The 20,280-nt window shown below is 69.0% G+C and carries 18 protein-coding genes; 6 read left to right on the forward strand and 12 right to left on the reverse strand.

The annotated features are described in order from the left end of the window. Nucleotides 1–60: 60 nt before the first annotated feature. Entirely contained in the window at nucleotides 61–687 is a 627-nt protein-coding gene (locus IEY79_RS16050) for a DedA family protein (protein WP_189108165.1), read from the forward strand. Here IEY79_RS16050 and IEY79_RS16055 read toward each other — a convergent pair. The 3 genes from IEY79_RS16055 to IEY79_RS16065 all read right to left on the reverse strand — a co-directional run bounded on the left by IEY79_RS16055 (nucleotide 656) and on the right by IEY79_RS16065 (nucleotide 5,234). Continuing rightward, nucleotides 656–1,489 carry an HAD family hydrolase gene (locus IEY79_RS16055; protein WP_189108166.1) on the reverse strand — a complete coding sequence of 278 codons (834 nt, stop codon included), beginning with the start codon at nucleotides 1,487–1,489 and terminating at the stop codon, nucleotides 656–658. The genes IEY79_RS16050 and IEY79_RS16055 overlap by 32 nt on opposite strands. Further along, nucleotides 1,486–3,990: a phosphoribosyltransferase gene (locus tag IEY79_RS16060; RefSeq protein ID WP_189108320.1), complete on the reverse strand. Its 2,505-nt coding sequence runs from the start codon at nucleotides 3,988–3,990 to the stop codon at nucleotides 1,486–1,488. The genes IEY79_RS16055 and IEY79_RS16060 overlap by 4 nt, the downstream gene beginning before the upstream one ends. Before the next feature lie 80 nt (nucleotides 3,991–4,070). After that, complete coding sequence (locus tag IEY79_RS16065) at nucleotides 4,071–5,234, reverse strand: HpcH/HpaI aldolase/citrate lyase family protein (protein ID WP_189108167.1); 1,164 nt, start codon at nucleotides 5,232–5,234, stop codon at nucleotides 4,071–4,073. Between the two features lie 199 nt (nucleotides 5,235–5,433). On the opposite strand from IEY79_RS16065, the gene IEY79_RS16070 reads away from it, so the two are divergent. Beyond that, entirely contained in the window at nucleotides 5,434–6,390 is a 957-nt protein-coding gene (locus tag IEY79_RS16070) for a TerD family protein (protein ID WP_189108321.1), read from the forward strand. A 15-nt stretch (nucleotides 6,391–6,405) separates the two neighbouring features. Here the strand turns inward: IEY79_RS16070 and IEY79_RS16075 are convergent, their stop codons facing one another. The 6 genes from IEY79_RS16075 to IEY79_RS16100 form a co-directional block, all read right to left on the reverse strand. Further along, on the reverse strand, nucleotides 6,406–7,143 hold the full coding sequence (locus IEY79_RS16075; RefSeq protein ID WP_189108168.1) for a TerD family protein: 738 nt from the start codon (nucleotides 7,141–7,143) through the stop codon (nucleotides 6,406–6,408). A gap of 129 nt (nucleotides 7,144–7,272) precedes the next feature. Beyond that, the gene (locus IEY79_RS16080) at nucleotides 7,273–8,406 is read right to left on the reverse strand and encodes a DUF475 domain-containing protein (protein ID WP_189108169.1); all 1,134 of its coding nucleotides are present in this window, start codon (nucleotides 8,404–8,406) and stop codon (nucleotides 7,273–7,275) included. A 51-nt stretch (nucleotides 8,407–8,457) separates the two neighbouring features. Then, nucleotides 8,458–9,033, reverse strand: a complete 576-nt coding sequence (locus IEY79_RS16085) for a TerD family protein (protein WP_189108170.1) — start codon at nucleotides 9,031–9,033, stop codon at nucleotides 8,458–8,460. A gap of 149 nt (nucleotides 9,034–9,182) precedes the next feature. Beyond that, on the reverse strand, nucleotides 9,183–9,758 hold the full coding sequence (locus IEY79_RS16090) for a TerD family protein (RefSeq protein WP_189108171.1): 576 nt from the start codon (nucleotides 9,756–9,758) through the stop codon (nucleotides 9,183–9,185). A 215-nt stretch (nucleotides 9,759–9,973) separates the two neighbouring features. Then, the gene (locus IEY79_RS16095; RefSeq protein WP_189108172.1) at nucleotides 9,974–10,495 is read right to left on the reverse strand and encodes a peroxiredoxin; all 522 of its coding nucleotides are present in this window, start codon (nucleotides 10,493–10,495) and stop codon (nucleotides 9,974–9,976) included. A gap of 196 nt (nucleotides 10,496–10,691) precedes the next feature. After that, entirely contained in the window at nucleotides 10,692–11,129 is a 438-nt protein-coding gene (locus IEY79_RS16100; protein ID WP_164250122.1) for a DUF3052 domain-containing protein, read from the reverse strand. 587 nt (nucleotides 11,130–11,716) lie between these two features. Here IEY79_RS16100 and aceE point away from each other — a divergent pair. Together aceE and IEY79_RS16110 are read left to right on the forward strand one after the other, a co-directional pair. Beyond that, on the forward strand, nucleotides 11,717–14,461 hold the full coding sequence (aceE, locus tag IEY79_RS16105) for a pyruvate dehydrogenase (acetyl-transferring), homodimeric type (RefSeq protein ID WP_189108173.1): 2,745 nt from the start codon (nucleotides 11,717–11,719) through the stop codon (nucleotides 14,459–14,461). A 123-nt stretch (nucleotides 14,462–14,584) separates the two neighbouring features. Further along, the gene (locus IEY79_RS16110; protein ID WP_189108174.1) at nucleotides 14,585–15,367 is read left to right on the forward strand and encodes a potassium channel family protein; all 783 of its coding nucleotides are present in this window, start codon (nucleotides 14,585–14,587) and stop codon (nucleotides 15,365–15,367) included. 40 nt (nucleotides 15,368–15,407) lie between these two features. Here the strand turns inward: IEY79_RS16110 and IEY79_RS16115 are convergent, their stop codons facing one another. The 3 genes from IEY79_RS16115 to IEY79_RS16125 all read right to left on the reverse strand — a co-directional run bounded on the left by IEY79_RS16115 (nucleotide 15,408) and on the right by IEY79_RS16125 (nucleotide 17,985). Beyond that, complete coding sequence (locus tag IEY79_RS16115; protein ID WP_373292551.1) at nucleotides 15,408–15,602, reverse strand: hypothetical protein; 195 nt, start codon at nucleotides 15,600–15,602, stop codon at nucleotides 15,408–15,410. Nucleotides 15,603–15,737: 135 nt separating this feature from the next. Beyond that, nucleotides 15,738–16,124, reverse strand: coding sequence for a peptidase inhibitor family I36 protein (locus IEY79_RS16120; protein ID WP_189108322.1), 387 nt, complete (start codon nucleotides 16,122–16,124; stop codon nucleotides 15,738–15,740). Between the two features lie 247 nt (nucleotides 16,125–16,371). Next, the gene (locus tag IEY79_RS16125; RefSeq protein ID WP_189108176.1) at nucleotides 16,372–17,985 is read right to left on the reverse strand and encodes an MFS transporter; all 1,614 of its coding nucleotides are present in this window, start codon (nucleotides 17,983–17,985) and stop codon (nucleotides 16,372–16,374) included. 140 nt (nucleotides 17,986–18,125) lie between these two features. Between IEY79_RS16125 and IEY79_RS16130 the strand changes: the two genes are divergently transcribed. Beyond that, nucleotides 18,126–18,785, forward strand: a complete 660-nt coding sequence (locus IEY79_RS16130) for a TetR family transcriptional regulator (protein WP_189108177.1) — start codon at nucleotides 18,126–18,128, stop codon at nucleotides 18,783–18,785. Nucleotides 18,786–18,976: 191 nt separating this feature from the next. Then, complete coding sequence (locus tag IEY79_RS16135) at nucleotides 18,977–20,188, forward strand: alpha/beta hydrolase (RefSeq protein ID WP_189108178.1); 1,212 nt, start codon at nucleotides 18,977–18,979, stop codon at nucleotides 20,186–20,188. Nucleotides 20,189–20,280: the final 92 nt, after the last annotated feature.

Here is a 20,280-nt window from a genome sequence, read left to right on the forward strand (position 1 = left end):
GGCGAGGCCGCCTCGATCAGCATGCCTGACCAGTCTGAACAGGCATCCAGTGTGGGAGTCATGATCACAAGCAGCCCCGAGCAATGGGTCAACACCTTGATGGACACGCTCGGTGCACCGGGCGCGGGCATAGCGATCGCCCTGGAGAACGTGTTCCCTCCCCTGCCCAGCGAGGTGATCCTGCCGCTGGCGGGCTTCTCGGCCAGCACCGGCAAGCTGAATCTGACGGCGACGGTGCTGTGGACGACGGCGGGCTCGGTCGTGGGCGCGCTCGTCCTGTACTGGCTGGGGGCGTGGCTCGGCCGGGACAGAACCATCGCGCTCGCGTCCAAGGTGCCGCTGGTGAAGGCGAAGGACATAGAGAAGGCCGAGGACTGGTTCGCCCGGCACGGCAAGAAAGCTGTCTTCTTCGGGCGGATGGTGCCCGTCTTCCGCAGCCTGATCTCCGTACCGGCGGGCGTGGAGAGAATGCCGCTGCCCGCCTTCGTCGGTCTGACCACACTCGGCAGCGCGATCTGGAACACCGCGTTCATCATGGCCGGCTACGCGCTCGGGGAGAACTGGAAAGAGGTGAGCGGCCATGTCGCGACGTACTCGAAGCTGGTGCTGGGCGTCCTTCTGCTGGTGTTCGCGGCGTTCGTGACCAGGCGGGTGATCAGGTCCCGTAACGAGCGGCGGCGCGAGTGAGCCGCCGCAGGATCTCCTCCCCCGCGGCCACCCCGGTCTCGGCCAGTGTCTCCACGTGCGGGGCGCCCCAGCCGGTGTCGGCCAGCTCGCCGTGGCCGGGGCGCCAGCCGCGGTCGGCGGCCAGCAGCAGATCGGCGTCGAGGAGGGAGTCCCCGGCGGCGAGGGTCAGGTCGGCGCCGGTCCGCCGGGCGACCTCGCGCACGGCGGCGGACTTGGTCAGCGGACGCGGTACGGCGTAGATCTTCCGGCCCTGGAGCGAGACCGTCCAGCCGCGGCCGTCCGCCCACTCGGAGAGTTCCTTCACCCAGCCGTCGGGCAGCAGCGCGCGGTCGACCACGAGATACGCGAAGAGGTCCTCGGCGATGCGCTCCTTGAGCAGCCAGGCGGGGTCGGCGGCGGCGAGAAGGTGCTCCCTGACTTCCCTCAGCGGGGCGCAGCTCGCGGCGAGGCGCTCCTTCACCCGGGTCTGCCAGCCGGGGTCGGACTCGCCGTCGACGAGCAGATGCCCACCGTTGGCGCAGATCGCGAACCGGGGGGCGGGGCCCGGCAGATGGATCCGGAAGTACTGCTCGCGGGTGCGGGTCGTGGTGGGTACGAAGACCGAGGTGGCGGCGAGGTCTTCGAGCAGCCCGGCGGCCGTCTCCGTCAGGTAGGAGAGGGGCCGGCTCTCGTAGATCTCGACGCAGAGCAGGCGGGGGGCCTCGGCGTCGGGCATGGGGAGCTGGAGCGCGGCGGCCGAGTAGATGAGGGTGCGGTCGAGGTCGCTGGCGACCAGCGCCGGTGCGGGGGCGGGCGCGTTCACGGGGTGGCCACCGCCGTACCGTCCGCGCCGGTGGCGCCACGGGTGTAGCGGGGGTGGATCAACCCGACGCAGGTGTAGGGAAGTCCGTCGACCTCTTCCACCGGTACGCCGCGCTGCTCGGCGAGCAGCCGGACATGATCGAGGTCGGCTCCCGCGCCGCGCTTGGCGAGGATCTTCCAGGGGACGCGGCGCAGCAGGACGCGGGTGGTCTCGCCGACGCCTGGTTTGACGAGGTTCACGTCGTGGATGCCGTACTCCTCGCTGATCCGCTCGACAGCGGCCCAGCCTTCCCAGGTGGGTGCGCGGTCCGTGGCGAGGAGCTCCTTGGCCTCGGTGTCCACCGCGTCCGCGACGTCGTCGAAGCGGGCGGCGACGGTGTCCAGGAAGAAGCCGGACACATCGGCGCCCGCGAGTTCGCGGTAGTGCTTCGCGCCGTGGAAGTCGTGCGGGCCGACGAGGTCGGCACGCAGGACGGTGCGGGAGATGAGGCCGGAGACGGTGGAGTTGAGGCAGGCGGAGGGGATGAGGAAGTCCTCGCGGGTGCCGTAGGTCCGTACGCAGCCGCCGGGGTCGGCGAGTACCGCGATCTCGGGGTGGAAGTCGCCGAACTCGGCCAGCGCGTCCGCCAGTTCGCGGGTGATGGCGCCCTTTCCGGTCCAGCCGTCGACGAAGACGATGTCGGCCGGGTTGTGGTGGGCCGCGAGCCAGCGGATGGCGTTCGTGTCGATGCCGCGGCCGCGCACGATGGAGATGGCGTAGTGCGGCAGATCCAGGCCGTGCCGGTGCTGGGCCCAGCGGCGCATCAGAACACCCACGGGTGTGCCGGCGCGGGCGAGGGAGACCAGGACGGGCAGGGCGTGGGTGGCTTCCGGCGAGGCGGGGTCGGCGTAGCGCTGCGGGTGCTCGGCCAGCACGGTCTCGGTGACGGTGCCGACGGCGCGGGCTATTCGGGCGGCGGAGGCGCCGAGTGCGGAGCGGAAGAGTTCCTGGTACTCGGGGCTCGGCTGGTACTCCACCGGCAGTGACTCCGCGTAGTGGGCGCCGCCGCTCTGGATCGCCTCTTCGCGCTCCTCCGTCGGGGCTTCCAGTTCCACGTCGGAGAGGTCCTGGAGGAGCCAGCCGACGTCCTCGGCGGCGTACGAGGAGAAGGCGGGGCCACGCAGGGGGTCGGGCAGCATGGGCGATTCCTGCCGGTCGGGGACGTGCGGGAAGGCGGGCACGTGCGGGAGAGCGGGGAGGTACGAGGGAACGACGGCGAGCAGGACCCGCGGAACGTGGGCGGCGAGCCGGGCGAGCAGGCCGCCGGGGGCACGCAGCTCCGGGGAGTCAGCCGGCGAGTCGACGACCGCGACGACGGCGTCGAAACCGCCACCGGCCACGTTGTACGCGTACCGGTCGCCGCCGCCGGCCGCCTCTCCGGCCGGGAAGGCCGCTGTGTCGTGCGCCGGGAAGACGAGGCGGCTGCGTATCGCGTAGCCGGGGTCGTCCACGGCGAGAACGGGCGAGCGGGTCGTGGTCGAGTAGCGGACCTCGATGCCGGGGACGGACCGCTCCAGCTCCAGTGCGAAGCGCAGGGGCGCGTACATCAGCTCCTCGAAGCCGAGGACGAGCACGCGACGGGCGTCGCCGAGGTGACGGGCGAGCTCGGCGGCCATGCCGGGCACGGCGGCCTCCAGGCGGGCCCGGTGGGCGGGCGTGAAGCCGTGCCGCCCGCCGTCGGGCAGCCCCGCCGGCCAGCCGAGCGGTACGCGGACGATGTCGCCGCCCGCCGTGGGGGCGGGGACCCCGGCGGCCTCACCCGGAGCGGAGTCGTGCTCCGCGACCAGTTCCTGGCCCCGTGCCAGTACGCCCTCCGGGAGGATCACCGTGCCCGAGGCCATCGCCACCAGGTCGACCCGGGCCCCGATCTCCTGGGCGAACTCCGCGAGGCGGCCCTGGTCGGCGTCGGAGCGCATGTCGACGAGGGCAACGATCACGTACCACCGGCGCGGGTAGCGGGCGTGCAGAGCCCGAATCGTGTTGAGAACGGTGTTCCCCGTGGAGAACTCGTCGTCCACGAGGACCAGCGGGCCGTCGCCCGCCAGCAGATCGGGCCGCTCCGGCAGCAGGAGATGCGAGGTGGCGTGCGAGTGGGACTCCTCGAAGCCGCCCGCGGACGCCACGCCCGGCACCGGGCGGCGGGTGGAGTGCAGATACGGGGCGTCCGCCACACCGTCGGCCACCGAGTGGCCGAGGCCGGTGGCGGTCTCCGCGTAGCCGAGGATCACGGTCCGCTCGACGGCGTCGCCCAGCAGGTCCCTTACGCGTTCGCCGAGGGCGACACCGGCGCCGTGGACGACGGAGGGCCGCTGGGGGACGTGTTTGCCGAGGACGTTCGAGACGAGGAGGTGGGCGCGCTTGGGGTTGCGCCGCAGGGCAAGGCCCAGCAGCTCGCGCAGTTCGTCCCCGCCGACGAGCTGTACGCCCAGCCGTTCGGCGACCCACGACCCCGACCACGTCACGTTGCCGTTCTCCTCTGCGTTCTCGGTCTTGGTCTTGGTCTCATCCGACCCGTGGTCGCGGGGCACCGTGTCCGGCACGCTCACGCCACCAGCCCGGCGGCCAGCAGTTCCACGAAACCGATGTCCTCCTTGGCCACGCCGAAGACCTCGGCGCGCCGCATGGTGCGTTCTGCCCACGCGCGGTGGGGCTTCACCTCATTCATCTTGTTCGTGTACGAGGAGCGCAGCACGCCTCCGCCGCCCCGTTCCGGCCGCAGGATGTCCTGGGCGTCGCTGAACTCCTCGTGACTGACCACCGACAGCGCGTGCACCGGCATGACGTGCGAGGGATGGATGCAGGTCTTGCCCAGCAGACCGTTGGCCTGGTCGAGCTGGATCTCGCGCAGCAGTCCGTCGAGGTCGTGCTCGATCAGCGCGGTACGCAGTTCCTCGGCCCGTCCCGCGAGGAAGGGGCTCTGGCGCAGCTGCGGCTTGAACATCCGCTCATGGAGCCGGAAGTACTCCCAGACCGGGCCGGTGATCGTGAAGCCGGTGCCGTCGGAGCGGCCGAAGACGTTCACCACGTCGGCGATGACGGCGGAGATGATGCGTACGTCGTACGCCGTCATATCGGGCGAGCGGCGGAGCCCGTACGCGGAGCAGAAGTCCGTGACGCCGAGCCGCAGCGCCAGTACCCGGTCCCGGTATTTGTCGACCGTGTGGGCGATACCGGTGAGCGTGTCGGTCCGCGTCTCCAGATGCAGCAGCTCGGGCGACTCCAGCACGGGCATGGCGAAGAACCGGAGCCCGCTCTCATGTTCGGCTGAAATCAGCGCCTCAAGGAAGGGCACCCCCCGCTCATCCGTGAACTTCGGCAGTACGAATCCGGACAGGATCTGAGCGGCCGGGCCGAGCCGGCGTACGAGGTCGGGAATCTGGTCCGGTTCACGGACCCGGACAAAGAGAAGCGGCAGCTCCGTACCGCGCCCGTCGAGGTCGGCGAGCTGCCTGACCAGGTTCTCCTCGGCCCACTCGACCTCGGAGTCGTCGATGGAATCCTCCAGGCACAGCACCATGGACACGACCCCCCGCCCCGCCAGTTTGACCACGTCGTCGGCCAGCTGTCGCCTGGTCGCGGGGCTGTACAGGGTGGCTCCGAGGGCTGTCGACAGCATCTGAGCCGGGGACGCCGAGGAGAACTCGCCGGGCTCCCGGTGGAACAACGCTTGCCGAGCAGTGGGCGGAATATGCCCGAAGTGACGCATTTACTTCCCCCGTACTGCCACGGTGGTCGCGTTGACATGTGGCCGGTAATAGTACGTACGGACGGTAGTCATGAGTTCCTCCCGTGCATGAATTTCAGGTAACTCGTCCACTTCTCGCCCCTGTCCTGTACCCGCCTCGCTCCTTTCCACCATGCCCCCACGTTGTCCGCGCGGCCTGCGGGGAGGCAGGATGACGGGCATGACGCACGCGATGGTGAAGGGCTCGAACGTTCCCCTCGACGCCATGGCCGTGAGGGCCGTGCTGCGCTGGAGCCCGGGGGCGGGGATTCCCGACGTGGACGCGTCCGCGCTCCTGCTGGGCCCCGAGGGTCGAGTGCGCTCCGACGAGGACTTCGTCTTCTACAACCAGCCCCGTCACCCGTCGGGCCTGGTGCGGCGGCTGCCCAAGAAGCAGGTGCCCGAGGGCCTCACCGACACCGTCGAGGCCGATCTGGCGGCCCTCGATCCGAGCGTAGACCAAGTGGTGCTCGCGGCGTCGTCCGACGGAGCGAGCTTCCAGCACGTGCGCGACCTGCAGGTTCTGCTGTACGACGCGGGTCAGGCCGACGGCGACCCGCTGGCCGTCTTCGATGTGCGCCCGGAGACGGGCGAGGAGACCGCGATCATCTGCGGCGAGCTGTACCGGCGCGGGAACCGGTGGAAGTTCCGGGCCGTGGGCCAGGGGTATCCGACCGGCCTGATCGGGCTGGCCACGGCCTTCGGGATCTCGGTCGACGAGACGGAAGGGGCCGACGGGGCGGGCCGGGCGGCGCCTGGCCCGGAAGGGGCGACCGCCCAGCTTCCCGGCCCGCCCAATCACCACGCCGCCGCGCACGCGGGCCCGCAGGCACCGCCCGTGCCGCCGGCGCGGCAGCCGCGGTTCCCAGTGCAGCCGCAGGGGCAGCCCGGCTACGGGTATCCGCAGCCCGCGTCGGGCCGGCCGGCCTACGGGTATCCGCAGCCGGCGGCGGCACAGCCCGGTTACGGCTATCCGCACGCGCCGGCCCCGGGACCCCAGCCGCCGCAGGCGCCGCCGTTGCCGCAGGGGGCTCCCGCGTACGGCTATCCGCAGCCGGCCGCGGCGGCGGCTCCCGCGCCCGACCCCAACTTCCGGCTGCCGCCGATGGGGCCGCAGTTCGTGAGGCCCCAGCCGTAGATCCTGTCCGGCGGCTCAGGTCTTCGTCTTGTAGCCCCGTCCCCACTGCAGGCCCCAGCCGTACAGCCGGTCAAGCTCCGCCTGGAAGCCGTACACGAATTTCACCTCGCGCCGCACCACCAGCTCACCCTTGACGGTCTCCATCGAGAAGACCGCGCAGGACCGGGCCTGCGGGGCCCGCTCGTCCAGTTCGATCTCGACGCGCGGGCCGTTGCTCGGGTAGAGCGTGACGTTGGCGTGTGTCCGGTCGAAGGCCGGGGTGCGGTCGTAGATGTAGACGAAGACGAGCAGCCGCTTGATCTCCTCCCGGTGGTCGAGGTTGATGAATATCGTCTCGCCGGAGGGGGCGCCGAAGCGGTCGTCACCGCTGAGCTTGATGTACGGCGCCTCGTTCAGGCTGCCGAAGAACCCGCCCAGCGGCTGCACAACTCCCTTGGTGCCGTCGGCCAGTTCGTACATGCAGCCGATGTCGAGGTCGACGTTCACCACGCCCAGGGTGTGCGCCTGCACCACATCGGGCTTGAAGAGCTTGAAGGGGTGCCGCAGCAGCCCGCTCCCCTGCCTCGACCGTCCCTCGATGTCCGAAGTACGCATCCGCCACGACAGGTTGACCCGTAGATTCCCCGTGGCCGCGCCCTGCTTGGTGAGCGAGACCGACGGATTGCGCTTGGTCAGCTCGATCGAGTTCGTCGAGGCGCTGCCCGAATCGAATTGCGATGCCTTGCCTCGCCATAGATTGTCCCAGAAGGCCATCCCCACCCCACCCCCACCATCCGTTGCCGTACAGAACATGAACAGCGGGACGGCCGGAAGGCTTCCGCCTCAGGCCGCCCCGCTCAGAGCGTTCCCGCTATCCCCTCCTGGTCACACCCCGGAGGGGGCTCAGACAGTGACTGTTTTCTTGTCCTCCGAATCCTCGTCACCTTCGGCCGCGACTCGCTTGTTGCGGACCACCGATGACCAGAACGAGGCGGCGATCAGGATCACACCGACGAGGCCGGTGATGATCTCGCTGATCTCGTGCTCGATGGTGATGAGCAGGATCGCGGCGAGCGCGCCGATCGCGTAGTGGGCGCCGTGCTCCAGGTAGACGTAGTCGTCGAGCGTGCCCTGGCGGACGAGGTAGACGGTGAGCGACCTGACGTACATCGCGCCGATACCGAGGCCGAGCGCCATCCAGAAGATGTGGTTCGTGATGGCGAAGGCGCCGATGACGCCGTCGAACGAGAAGGAGGCGTCGAGGACTTCGAGGTAGAGGAAGAGGAAGAACGCGGCCTTGCCGGCGAGACCGACCGCCGAGACCTGCTTCCCTTCGGCCTTGGCCCTCTCCTCCTCCTCGTGTTCGCGTTCCTCCTCTTCTTCGAGTTTGTTCTCGAAGAAGCTGGAGAGCCCGTTGACAGCGAGATAAGTGACCAGACCCGCGACACCGGAGAGCAGGACGGTCGCCGATTTATCCGCGTACCCGGTGCTGGTGTGCGCGTGCGTCGCGAACGTCATCGCGGTGATGAGCAGAATGATCAAAGCGACGCAGACCGACAGCATGTCGACCTTGCCGAGCTTCGCCAGCGGACGCTCCAGCCAGCTGAGCCACTTGATGTCACGCTCTTCGAGGATGAAGTCCAGGAAGATCATCAAAAGGAACATACCGCCGAAGGCGGCGATCGCCGGGTGCGCGTCGGTGACGAGCGACTCGTACTTCTCCGGATTGTCCAGCGCCAGCTGTACGGCCTCGATGGGGCCGACCTTGGCACTGATCGCCACAATGGCGACAGGGAACACCAGCCGCATACCGAACACGGCGATCAAGATGCCGATCGTGAGGAAGATCTTCTGCCAGAAGGCATTCATCTTCTTCAAGATCCCTGCATTGACAACGGCGTTGTCGAACGACAGGGAGATCTCAAGGATCGACAGGATCAGTACGATCCCGAACGCCTCCCACCCCCACTGCCAGGCCGCGAAGGCAAGGCCGAGCGCCGTGATGGCGAACGACCAGCCGAAGGTTTTCAGGATCACTGGCTACCCCATCTGGTATCTAACGGGTTTTCCCCCGCGCAGAGCACTGCTTTACGAAACGTTGACCCCGAAGTCTAGAGCGATGCCACGCAGCCCCGACGCGTACCCCTGTCCCACCGCACGGAACTTCCACTCGCCCCCGTAGCGGTAGAGCTCGCCGAAGATCATCGCGGTCTCCGTCGAGGCGTCCTCGGTCAGGTCGTACCGCGCCAGTTCCTGACCGTCCGCCTGGTTGACGACGCGGATGAACGCGTTGCTGACCTGGCCGAAGGTCTGTCCCCGGGTGTCGGCGTCATGGATCGACACCGGGAAGATGATCTTGTCCACATTGGCGGGCACGGCGGGGAGGTTGACCAGCAGGGACTCGTCGTCGCCGTCGCCCTCACCGGTCAGGTTGTCGCCCGTGTGCTCGACGGAACCGTCGGGGCTGGTGAGGTTGTTGTAGAAGATGAACCAGTCGTCGCCGAGCACGCGCCCTGACTGGCAGAGCAGGGCACTGGCGTCGAGGTCGAAGTCCGCTCCGGTGGTGGAGCGAGCGTCCCAGCCGAGACCGATCAACACCTGGGTGAGGTTCGGTGCGGCTTTGGAGAGGGAGACATTGCCCCCCTTGGCGAGTGTGACGCCCATGATTGGTGAGTCCTCCCCGAGGGTACGTGGTGCCGGGCACGGCGCGCCTGACGCCGTGCTCGTGGTGCGTGTGCGGGTGCGAACCCCGCACGATGAGGCGCGTCCGGCGCCGCACTCGGATGTGCGGCGCCGGACGACGGATCAGCGGCTCAGACGTTGACGCCGAAGTCCTGCGCGATGCCACGCAGGCCAGAGGCATACCCCTGTCCGATGGCGCGGAACTTCCACTCGGCGCCATTTCGGTAAAGCTCTCCGAAGACCATCGCCGTCTCCGTCGACGCGTCCTCGGTCAGGTCGTACCGAGCCAGTTCGTTGTTGTCCGCCTGGTTGACGACGCGGATGAACGCGTTGCGCACCTGGCCGAAGGACTGCTGGCGGTTCTCCGCCTCGTAGATCGAGACCGGGAACACGATCTTGTCGACTTCCGCGGGGACCGCCGCGAGGTTGACCTTGATCGCCTCGTCGTCGCCCTCGCCCTCACCGGTGAGGTTGTCGCCGGTGTGCTCGACCGAGCCGTCCGGGCTCTTGAGGTTGTTGAAGAAGACGAAGTTTCCGTCACTCGTGACCTTGCCCTCGGCGTTCGTCAGCAGAGCGCTGGCGTCGAGGTCGAAGTCGTTACCGGTGGTCGTGCGGACGTCCCAGCCCAGACCCACAGTGACCGCGGTCAGGTTGGGCGCGGCCTTGGTCAGCGAGACGTTGCCGCCCTTGCTGAGGCTGACTCCCACGAGTCCTCCCTTGATGAGTTTCACAGGGGCGCCGCCCCGGCACCGGCCGTTTCGGCGGCCGTCACCGCGCGTAGCGCGCCCCCTGGTGCAATTGGCATCGGAACAACGACTGGATCCTAGTGACCGGTTCCCACCCCTTGTGCGGTTTACAGCGGACTAGCCCGCTCCCACAAGGCTTTTCCCGAGATACCGCGATCACAGATGGCGAGTTGTCGTCACAGAGCGGCAAGGGCCTTGACGTACTCGTCGACGTCACGTGCGTCCGAGATGGCGTTGACGACCGTCCAGCGCACCACGCCCGCCCTGTCGATGACGAAGGTGCCGCGCAGCGCGCAGCCCTTGTCCTCGTCGAAGATCCCGTACGCCCGCGAGGTCTGCCCGTGCGGCCAGAAGTCCGAGAGCAGCGGGTACTCCAGCCCCTCCTGATCGGCGAAGATCCGCAGGGTGTGGATGGAGTCGGTGGACACCGCGAGCAGCTGGGTGTCGTCGTTGACGAAGGTGGGCAGCTCGTCGCGGAGTGCGCGGAGCTCACCGGTGCAGACGCCGGTGAACGCGAACGGGTAGAAGATCAGCACCACGTTCCTGCCGTCGTCGTCGGGGCCGGCCCGGAAGTCGGAGAGCCGTACGGTCCGCCCGTGGTTGTCCTTCAGGGTGAAGTCCGGCGCCTGCGCGCCGACCTCGATCCCGGTCGGCGCCGTACCGGACGGTCCCGTACCCGCCGCTTGCCCAGTCACCATCCCCGCCACTCTCTCCGTCATCGGCCCTGCTCCCCCTCGCCCGCGATCCCCGGCCCCCGGCCGTGCCGCACCGGACACCCTACGCAAGGGCCCCCGGCGGCGGATGCCGGCGGGGGCCGTCAGTGCGTGCGAGGCTTGCGAGGCATGTCTGCCCGGCCGCCGCTTCGGCTTTCGCGCTCGGATGCGGCGCCGGTTCTCAGCGCTTGGACTTCGCCGCCTTGGGCGTGACCAGTCGGCTGCCGGTCCAGTCCTTGCCGGCGTTGATGCTCTTGGTCTGCGCCAGGCCGGCGGTCTGTGCGGCCTCGTTGATGTCGCTGGGCTCGACGTAGTTGTCACGGCCGGTCTTGGGCGTCAGCAGCCAGACCGCCCCGCCTTCGTCGATCAGACCGATGGCGTCCACCAGCGCGTCCGTCAGGTCGCCGTCGTCGTCGCGGAACCAGAGAACGACGGCGTCGGCCACGTCCTCGTAGTCCTCGTCGACGAGCTCCTGGCCGATGACGGCCTCGATGGACTCACGGAGCTCCTGCTCGACGTCCTCGTCGTAGCCGATCTCCTGGACCACCTGTCCGGGTTCGAACCCAAGCCTCGCGGCAACGTTGGTTCGTTCCTCCGCGTGGTCCGCGGTCGCGCTCACGGATTGCCTCCTGATCATGTTTTGGAAAATGCTTCAGCCACGCGCGTACGCGGGGCGCTGGCCGTAGTCCACACGGGCCGGGCGGATCGCGCAAGTACCCGACGGCCGAGACCGCCGAAACGGGTACGTTCCGGGCCGCTTCACCGCATCTCCTGACACCCCACTAACACGGCCCGTGATGGCCCGGGAGAGTTTCTTCCCTTTTTGTCATCCTACGCGGCTTCGGTAGGCCAATCAGGTCCGAACGACCGAACGAAACGCATAGCCGCCTTGGGCGTAAGATTCCGGTTTGGCCGGAGCCCGGAACACGGCGGACGGCCAAGCGGGCGATGTTGTCACGCGGAATTTGTCGCAGTGTGCGGGTTACCCCTCGGTAGAGGTGACGTTTCCGTCGCCGCGGTACACGATGGATATCGCCGTACGGCCCGCTTTCGTGCCTGTTCCCTGGCGGCAGAAGAGGCAAGCTCCCCCAAGCACCAGCGCAGTACCCGCAGGACCCACAGGCGTGCCCCGCATGGATGGTGTGGCCGGTCGGACGACCGGCCCGGATGCGAGGCGCGACACGACCCGAACAGCGAAGGAAAAGTGTGGCTTCCGGATCCGATCGCAACCCGATCATCATTGGCGGCCTTCCCAGCCAGGTCCCGGACTTTGATCCCGAGGAGACCCAGGAGTGGCTCGACTCGCTCGACGCCGCCGTCGACGAGCGGGGGCGTGAGCGCGCCCGCTATCTGATGCTCCGCCTGATCGAGCGCGCGCGCGAGAAGCGCGTGGCCGTGCCCGAGATGCGCAGCACCGACTACGTCAACACGATCGCCACCAAGGACGAGCCGTTCTTCCCCGGCAACGAGGAGATCGAGCGGAAGATCCTCAACGCGACCCGCTGGAACGCCGCGGTGATGGTCTCCCGCGCGCAGCGTCCGGGGATCGGCGTCGGCGGCCATATCGCCACCTTCGCGTCCTCCGCCTCCCTCTACGACGTGGGCTTCAACCACTTCTTCCGGGGCAAGGACGGCGGTGACGGCGGCGACCAGATCTTCTTCCAGGGCCACGCGTCGCCGGGCATCTACGCCCGTGCCTTCCTGCTCGACCGGCTCAGCGAGGCGCAGCTCGACGCCTTCCGTCAGGAGAAGTCGAAGTTCCCCGACGGTCTGTCCAGCTACCCGCACCCGCGGCTGATGCCGGACTTCTGGGAGTTCCCGACCGTCTCGATGGGTCTGGGCCCGCTCGGTGCGATCTACCAGGCGCGGATGAACCGCTACATGGAGGCCCGCGGCATCGCCGACACCTCCCGGTCGCATGTGTGGGCGTATCTGGGCGACGGCGAGATGGACGAGCCGGAGTCGCTGGGGCAGCTGTCGATCGCGGCCCGTGAGGGTCTGGACAATCTGACGTTCGTCGTCAACTGCAACCTTCAGCGGCTCGACGGCCCGGTGCGCGGAAACGGCAAGATCATCCAGGAGCTGGAGTCCCAGTTCCGGGGCGCCGGCTGGAATGTGATCAAGCTGGTCTGGGACCGCTCCTGGGACCCGCTGCTCGCGCAGGACCGTGACGGTGTGCTCGTCAACCGGCTGAACACGACGCCGGACGGGCAGTTCCAGACGTACGCCACGGAGACCGGCGCGTACATCCGCGAGCACTTCTTCGGTGACGACCAGCGGCTGCGCGCCATGGTCGAGAACATGTCGGACGAGCAGATCCTGCATCTGGGGCGCGGCGGTCACGACCACAAGAAGGTGTACGCGGCGTACGCGGCGGCCAAGGCGCACAAGGGCCAGCCGACGGTGATCCTCGCGCAGACCGTGAAGGGCTGGACGCTGGGTCCGAACTTCGAGGGCCGCAACGCGACGCACCAGATGAAGAAACTGACCGTCGCCGACCTGAAGGGCTTCCGCGACCGGCTGCACCTGCCGATCACCGACAGCCAGTTGGAGGACGGGCAGCCGCCGTACTACCACCCGGGCAGGGACTCGGAAGAGATCCAGTACATGCACGACCGGCGCAAGAGCCTGGACGGCTATGTACCGACCCGTGTGGTGCGCTCGGAGGCGCTCCGGCTGCCGGGCGACAAGGCCTACGCGGCTGCGAAGAAGGGGTCCGGCCAGCAGTCGATCGCCACGACCATGGCGTTCGTGCGGGTGCTGAAGGACCTCATGCGGGACAAGGAGATCGGCAAGCGTTTCGTGCTGATCGCGCCCGACGAGTACCGCACCTTCGGTATGGACGCGTTCTTCCCGAGCGCGAAGATCTACAACCCGCTCGGCCAGCAGTACGAGTCGGTCGACCGTGAGCTGCTTCTCGCCTACAAGGAGTCGCCGACCGGGCAGATGCTGCACGACGGCATCTCGGAGGCGGGCTGTACGGCGTCGCTGATCGCGGCGGGTTCGGCGTACGCGACGCACGGCGAGCCGCTGATCCCGGTGTACGTCTTCTACTCGATGTTCGGCTTCCAGCGGACCGGCGACCAGTTCTGGCAGATGGCCGACCAGCTCGCGCGCGGTTTCGTACTGGGCGCGACCGCCGGGCGTACGACCCTGACCGGTGAGGGTCTCCAGCACGCCGACGGCCACTCGCAGTTGCTCGCCTCGACCAACCCGGGCTGTGTCAGCTACGACCCGGCGTTCGGCTACGAGATCGCGCACATCATGGAGGACGGGCTGCGCCGGATGTACGGGCAGCCGCACCCGGGCGAGGACCCGAACGTCTTCTACTACCTGACCGTCTACAACGAGCCGATCCAGCACCCGGCCGAGCCCGAGAACGTGGACGTCGAGGGCATCCTCAAGGGCGTCTACCGCTTCAAGCAGGGTGAGCGGGGCTCGATCCCGGCGCAGATCATGGCGTCCGGCGTGGCCGTGCCGTGGGCCGTCGAGGCGCAGCGGATCCTGGCCGAGCACTGGGACGTGCGCGCGGACGTGTGGTCGGCGACGTCGTGGAACGAGCTGCGCCGGGAGGCCGTGGAGGTGGAGCGCTACAACCTGCTCCACCCCGAGGAGGAGCAGCGCGTCCCGTACGTGACGAGCAAACTCTCGGGCGCCGAGGGCCCGTTCGTCGCGGTCTCGGACTGGATGCGGTCCGTGCCGGACCAGATCTCGCGCTGGGTGCCGGGGACGTACCAGTCGCTGGGCGCGGACGGTTTCGGTTTCGCGGACACGCGTGGCGCGGCCCGCCGGTTCTTCCACATCGACGCGGAGTCGATCGCTCTGACGGTGCTCACGGAGCTCGCCAGGGAGGGCAAGGTGGACCGCTCGGTGCTGAAGCAGGCGGTGGACCGCTACCAGCTGCTGGACGTGGCGGCGGCGGACCCGGGCGCCGCGGGCGGCGACGCGTAGGCGTCCCGTAGCGAGAAGCAGGCGGCAGGTGGCCGGTCCCGTGAGGTACGGGACCGGCCACCGCTCGTCGAGGGGGCGCATCGCCGTTCCGGCTCGGCGCCGCGTTGCCTACTCTTTTCGGCCATGAAGGAAATACCCGCGCGTGTCCGCTGGGAACTCCGCACGCAGCGGCCGTTGCTGGCGCTCGCGCTGCTCTTCGGCGTCGCGTACGCCCTGCCCATCGTCATGACGGACGCGAACGGCGCGCTCACCCGCGCCTGCACGCTCGTCGAGTGGGTGGTGTGGGGTCTGTTCGCCGCCGACTACGCGGTGCGGCTCGTCCTGGCCCGCGCCCGTTGGCAGTTCGTACGCACTCATCCGCTGGATCTGCTCGCCGTACTGCTGCCGATGGTGGCGCCGCTGCGGCTGCTGCGCGTCGTCGCGACGCTGCTGCTGGTAGGTCAGCGGGCGAGGATCGCGAGCCAGATCAGGCTCACGACGTATGTGGTGGGGTCGGTCGCCGGGCTGATGATGTTCGGTTCACTGGCCGTCCTGGAGGTCGAACGGGACTCCCCCGACGGGAACATCAAGACCCTGGGCGACGCGGTGTGGTGGTCGTTCACGACGATGACCACGGTGGGGTACGGCGATCTCTCGCCGACGACCGGGCTCGGACGGCTGCTTGCCATCGGTCTGATGCTGAGCGGGATCGCCCTGCTCGGGCTGATCACGGCGAACATCGCCACCTGGTTCATCTCCCGCTTCGAGCAGGAGAGCGCGGGCGAGAAGCGCCAGACGGCCGCGATCGAGCTGCTGACCGAGGAGGTGCGGGCGCTGCGCGCGGAAGTGGGCCGGCTGTCGGGTGCCGCCCTGCCCGCTCAGGAGCGGGAGAGCGACGGTACGACAGCCGGCCGCGCACCGGCCTGATTCCGCTGTCCGGTCGTCCGGTGGCTACCCGATCGGCCGGTCAGAGCAGCCACATGAGCGCCAGTACGGTGTCGACGATACCGAGCGTGAAGGCGATCACCGCGGGGATGTACGCGGTGCTCCAGCGCCGGCCCATACCCAGCCAGCCGAGCACGATGGCCAGCGGTCCGAGCACGATCGACAGGACGAACAGGCCCGCGACTGCGAAGACCAGGCCGACAATTCCGATGGTCACGCGGTCCGTCCCGTTCCGCGACCCCATCCGGCCGCGTGAACGAGGGTGCTTGCGTGTCCGGGTGTTTCCGAAGCCCGTCATCATCACTCCCTGTGTCGGTGGATGTGGGCTGTCTGGAAAGTCGCGTACCCCCGCTCAGCGCTCCCAGACCTTGAAGGCCCGTACTCGGTAGGGCGACCGCGGAACCCAGGTGCCGTTTCCGGGGTACGTCTCGAACTCCCCGGTCTCCTCGCACTCGTGCGACTGGTAGGTGGTGACGGGCCGTCCGGTGCGGTTGACCAGGGACTGCGCGTCGGTGCCCGGCGGCAGCGGGACACAGTTCTGGATCTCGGTGCGGAAGAGCTCATGGGTCTGGCGGGGGCCGCGGAAATCCGGCTTTCCCCACAGACAGAGCTCGCCGGGTCCGCACGCGTCGCGTCGTGCGGCGGCGGCTTCGGCGGCCGGGGCGGCGGCCGGCAGCAGGGCCGTGGCGGCGGCCAGGGTGGCCGCGGTGAGCAGGGTGGCGCGTGTGGTCGTACGCATGGTCGTACGCATGGCTGTACGCATGATGGTGAACCCCCGTGTGGTGCCGATCAGTTGTCCGCACTCTGACCCGGCGGCCCGCGCCACGGGAAGGGGATCCTGCCCGACTCCACCCGAACAGGCGACGGCCCCGCCGGGATGTCCGGGCGGGGCCGTCGCGCGAAATCGCGCCGTGTTGACGCCGGCTCGATTCGGGTCGATCGATTCGGCTCGGCTCGATTCGGGTCGACTCATGCGTGGCGTCGCGTCAGATGTGTACGCCGCCTCCTGCCGCGTCCGCGTTGTCGCCGCGCTTGGTCCGGGTGGCGACGAACGCCGCGACCACCGCGACCGCACCGGCGACCAGGAACGCCAGACTCATGCCGGACACGAAGGTGTCCTGCATGACCCCGGTGATCCTGGCGAAGATGTCCGGCGTCACGCCGGGCGCCTCGGCCAGCGCGGGCGGGGCGACGCCGATCTCGGCCGCCTGTTCCAGCGACGGGTCCAGCGGCAGCTGGATGCCGGCGTCCTGCCAGTTGCCCTCCAGGTCGGCGCTGACCTTGGCCGACATGACGGCGCCGAGCACCGCCGTACCGAGCGCGCCGCCGACCTGCATCGCGGCCTGCTGGAGTCCGCCCGCGACGCCGGAGAGTTCCAGCGGCGCGTTTCCGACGATGACCTCGGTGGCGCCGACCATGACCGGGGCCAGACCCATGCCGAGCAGCGCGAACCAGACCGACATCACGAACGTGCCGGACCCGGGCGACAGGGTGGACATGCCGAACATCGCGACGGCCGTGGCGACCATGCCGCCGACCAGCGGGACCCGTGGTCCGAACTTGGTGATCAGCATGCCCGCGGCGGGCGAGGCGACGATCATCATGAGGGTCAGCGGCAGCAGGTGCAGACCGCTGTCGACGGGGCTCATGCCGTGGACGCCCTGGAGGTAGAACGTCACGAAGAAGAGTCCGCCCATGAAGGCGAAGGCCATCAGCACCATCAGGATCGTGCCGGCGCTGAGCGGGACGGACCGGAACATGCTCAGCGGTACGAGGGGTTCCTTGACCTTCGTCTCCCAGACCGCGAACAGGACGAAGCACAGGACCGCCGCACCCAGGAACACCCAGGTGCCGCCCGACGTCCAGCCCCAGGACTCACCCGCCTTGATGATCGCCCAGATCAGGGAGAACATCGCGGCCGAGAGCAGCAGGATGCCGACGACGTCGAAGGACCTCGGGGCGTTCACCGCGCGGTGGTCCTTGAGGATCACCAGGCCGAGCGCCAGGGCGACGACACCCACGGGCACGTTGATGAAGAACACCGACTGCCAGCTGACGTGTTCGACGAGCAGACCGCCGACGATCGGGCCGCCCGCGGTGGAGGCGCCGATGACCATGCCCCAGATGCCGATGGCCATGTTCAGCTTCTCGGCGGGGAAGGTGGCGCGGAGCAGGCCGAGCGCGGCCGGCATCAGGAGGGCGCCGAAGACGCCCTGGAGTACGCGGAAGGCGACGACGAACGCCACGCTGTCGGAGAACCCGATGATGGCGGAGGCCGCGGCGAAGCCCGCGATACCGATCAGAAAGGTCTGGCGGTGGCCGAAGCGGTCACCGAGCTTGCCCGCGGTGATGAGAGCGACGGCGAGCGCGAGGAGATAGCCGTTGGTTATCCACTGGACCTGAGCGAAGGTGGCGCCCAGGTCTTCCTTGATCACCGGGTTGGCGATGGCGACGATCGTGCCGTCGAGCGCGACCATCATCACGCCGATGGCGACGGAGAAGAGTGTCAGCCAGGGGTGGCCTCGGAGGCCCTTCGTGGCTCCCGGAGCCGCGTCCCGCGGATCGTTCGGCGCCGATTTGACGGTGGTCTGACTAGTCATGTCCCGAGGCTAATGACAGCGTCTGACAGTTGACCAACCATTTCACTAGTCTGTAACTGTCACGTGGCTCACATCTCACCTCGGGCCGACAGCGGCGTTGGAAGTGGACGAGAAGTGACGGAAAAGAGGACCGGAGAGCGATGGACGGCCAGCGGGCGGCACGGCATCCGGCCGGACTGCGGGAGCTGAAGAAGCAGCGCACGCGGGACGCCCTCCTGCGGGCGGCTCTTGAGCTGTTCACGACGCGGGGGTACGAGGAGACGACCGTCGACGAGATCGCCGAGGTGGTCGACGTCTCCCAGCGCACCTTCTTCCGCTACTTCGCCAGCAAGGAGGAGGCGGCCTTCACCATCCAGTCCATGGTGGAGTCGTACTTCGTGGCGGAGCTGCGTCGGCGTCCGGCCCGGGAGACCCCGTTCGAGGCGATGCACAACGCGGTGCTGGACGCCTGGAACTCCATCAACGAGGCGATCGAGGCCCTGGTCCCGGTCGAACTGCATCTGCGCACCTACCGGCTGATCGAATCCACGCCCTCGCTGCTGGCCGCGCATCTGCGGCGCGCCACGGAGCTGGAGGAGCGGGTCGCGCTGGTGATCGCCGAGCGCGAGGGGCTCGATGTGGAGACGGATCCCCGTCCGCGTGTGGCCGTCGCCGCGTTCTCCGGGGTGATGCGGGTGACGGGCAGGCTGTGGGGGCAGCGCGAGACGGGTCTGGACGGGCTGCTGGAGCTGACGGAGTCGTATCTGGACCAGCTCGTACCCACGCTCGCGGGTGACTGGCCGCGCACGCGCGGGTCCTGAGCGAGGCTCAGCGGCCCTCCGTGCGAGGGCGATTCGCACCTTGCGTCCTGTTACGTACGCCACATCTGAGCTTCAGTGCGTGCGCGTTACCCCGACGGAGGGTGAGCAAACGCCAGTTCACCCCTCCTCAGGGAGTGATCTGCCTCACGCTCACCTCGGGCGCCGCCGAGCTTCTCCTAGTGTGTCGCGCAGTGACTTCCTCCGACTCCTCCCCGTCCCTCACCGCACGGCGCACCCTGCTGGCACTCGCCGTGGTCTTCGTGATGCTGGCCTCCGGCGGATGGACCGCCCTCCAGCGGGACGGCGAGGACGGCACCGCACGGACGAGGGCGCTCTCCGCCTGGGAGAGGGGCCGCGTCGGCCGCGTCGATCTGCCCGACCCCGGTGCGCCGCCGAAGCGGCTGGCCGCGTTCTTCGCCTCGCTCAGCGCCGCGCGCCAAGTCGGGCTCGCCGACCGGTACCCCCTCGTGGTGGGCAATCTCAACGGCGCTCCCCTGCCACTCCGCTACCGCGCCAACCGGCTGGCCGTGATCCAGGCGCGCGACGACGAGCGGGAACGGACGCACGACAGCAGACTCTCCGTCGGGGGGCGGCAACAGGCGAGCCGCCGGATGCACCGCTTCGAGTCGATGGCGGGCGACGGCCGCCAGATCCTCGCCTTCGACCCGTCGGGCGACGGCCGCGCCGCCGAGGTCTTCGGCGAACTCGGCAGCGCGACGCGCGTGTCCGTGGTCGTCCCGGGCGCCGACACGAACCTCCTGACGTTCGAGCGCACCAAGCGCCGCTACGCCGCACCGGTCGGCATGGCCAGCTCGCTGTACGGCGCGGAGCGGGCGGCCTCGCCCCGTACCCGTACCGCCGTCATCGCGTGGGCCGACTACACCGCGCCCTCGGGTCTCGGCGTGGACGCCGTGACCGGGAGACTGGCGTCGGCGGGCGCCGTACGGCTCAACGCGCTCACCTCCGCGCTGCCGGGCACCTCGCGCGTCTCGCTGATCTGCCACAGCTACGGTTCCGTGGTGTGCGGCATCGCCGCGCGCCGGCTGCCCGCCCGGGTCACGGACGTGGCGGTCGCGGGCAGTCCCGGGATGCGGGCGGAGTCGGCAGGTCAGCTGGACTCCCGTGCCCGGATCTGGGCGATGCGGGACCACGACGACTGGATCCAGGTCGTGCCGTATCTGGAGGTCGGCGGGCTCGGCCACGGCGCCGACCCGGTGACGCCGGACTTCGGCGCACGGGTGCTGTCCGCGGAGGGCGCGGCCGGCCACACCGGCTATTTCGAGCCGGGCACGGAGAGCCTGCGGAACTTCGCGGACATCGGGGTCGGTTCGTACCGGAACACCAGTTGTGCGGACGACGGCGACGGGTGCCGGAGGGGAATCTCCGGCGGCGAAGTGATCTGACGCGCGTAGAACTAGGGTCTGTCTTGGATCAGGCCGGATCAGGGAGCGGGGTCTGGTGCGTGCGATCGCAAGGCGGAGGAGGGAGGCATGGC

Origin of the sequence: Streptomyces camponoticapitis (genome assembly GCF_014646115.1) — a bacterium.
GTDB lineage: Bacteria > Actinomycetota > Actinomycetes > Streptomycetales > Streptomycetaceae > Streptomyces > Streptomyces camponoticapitis.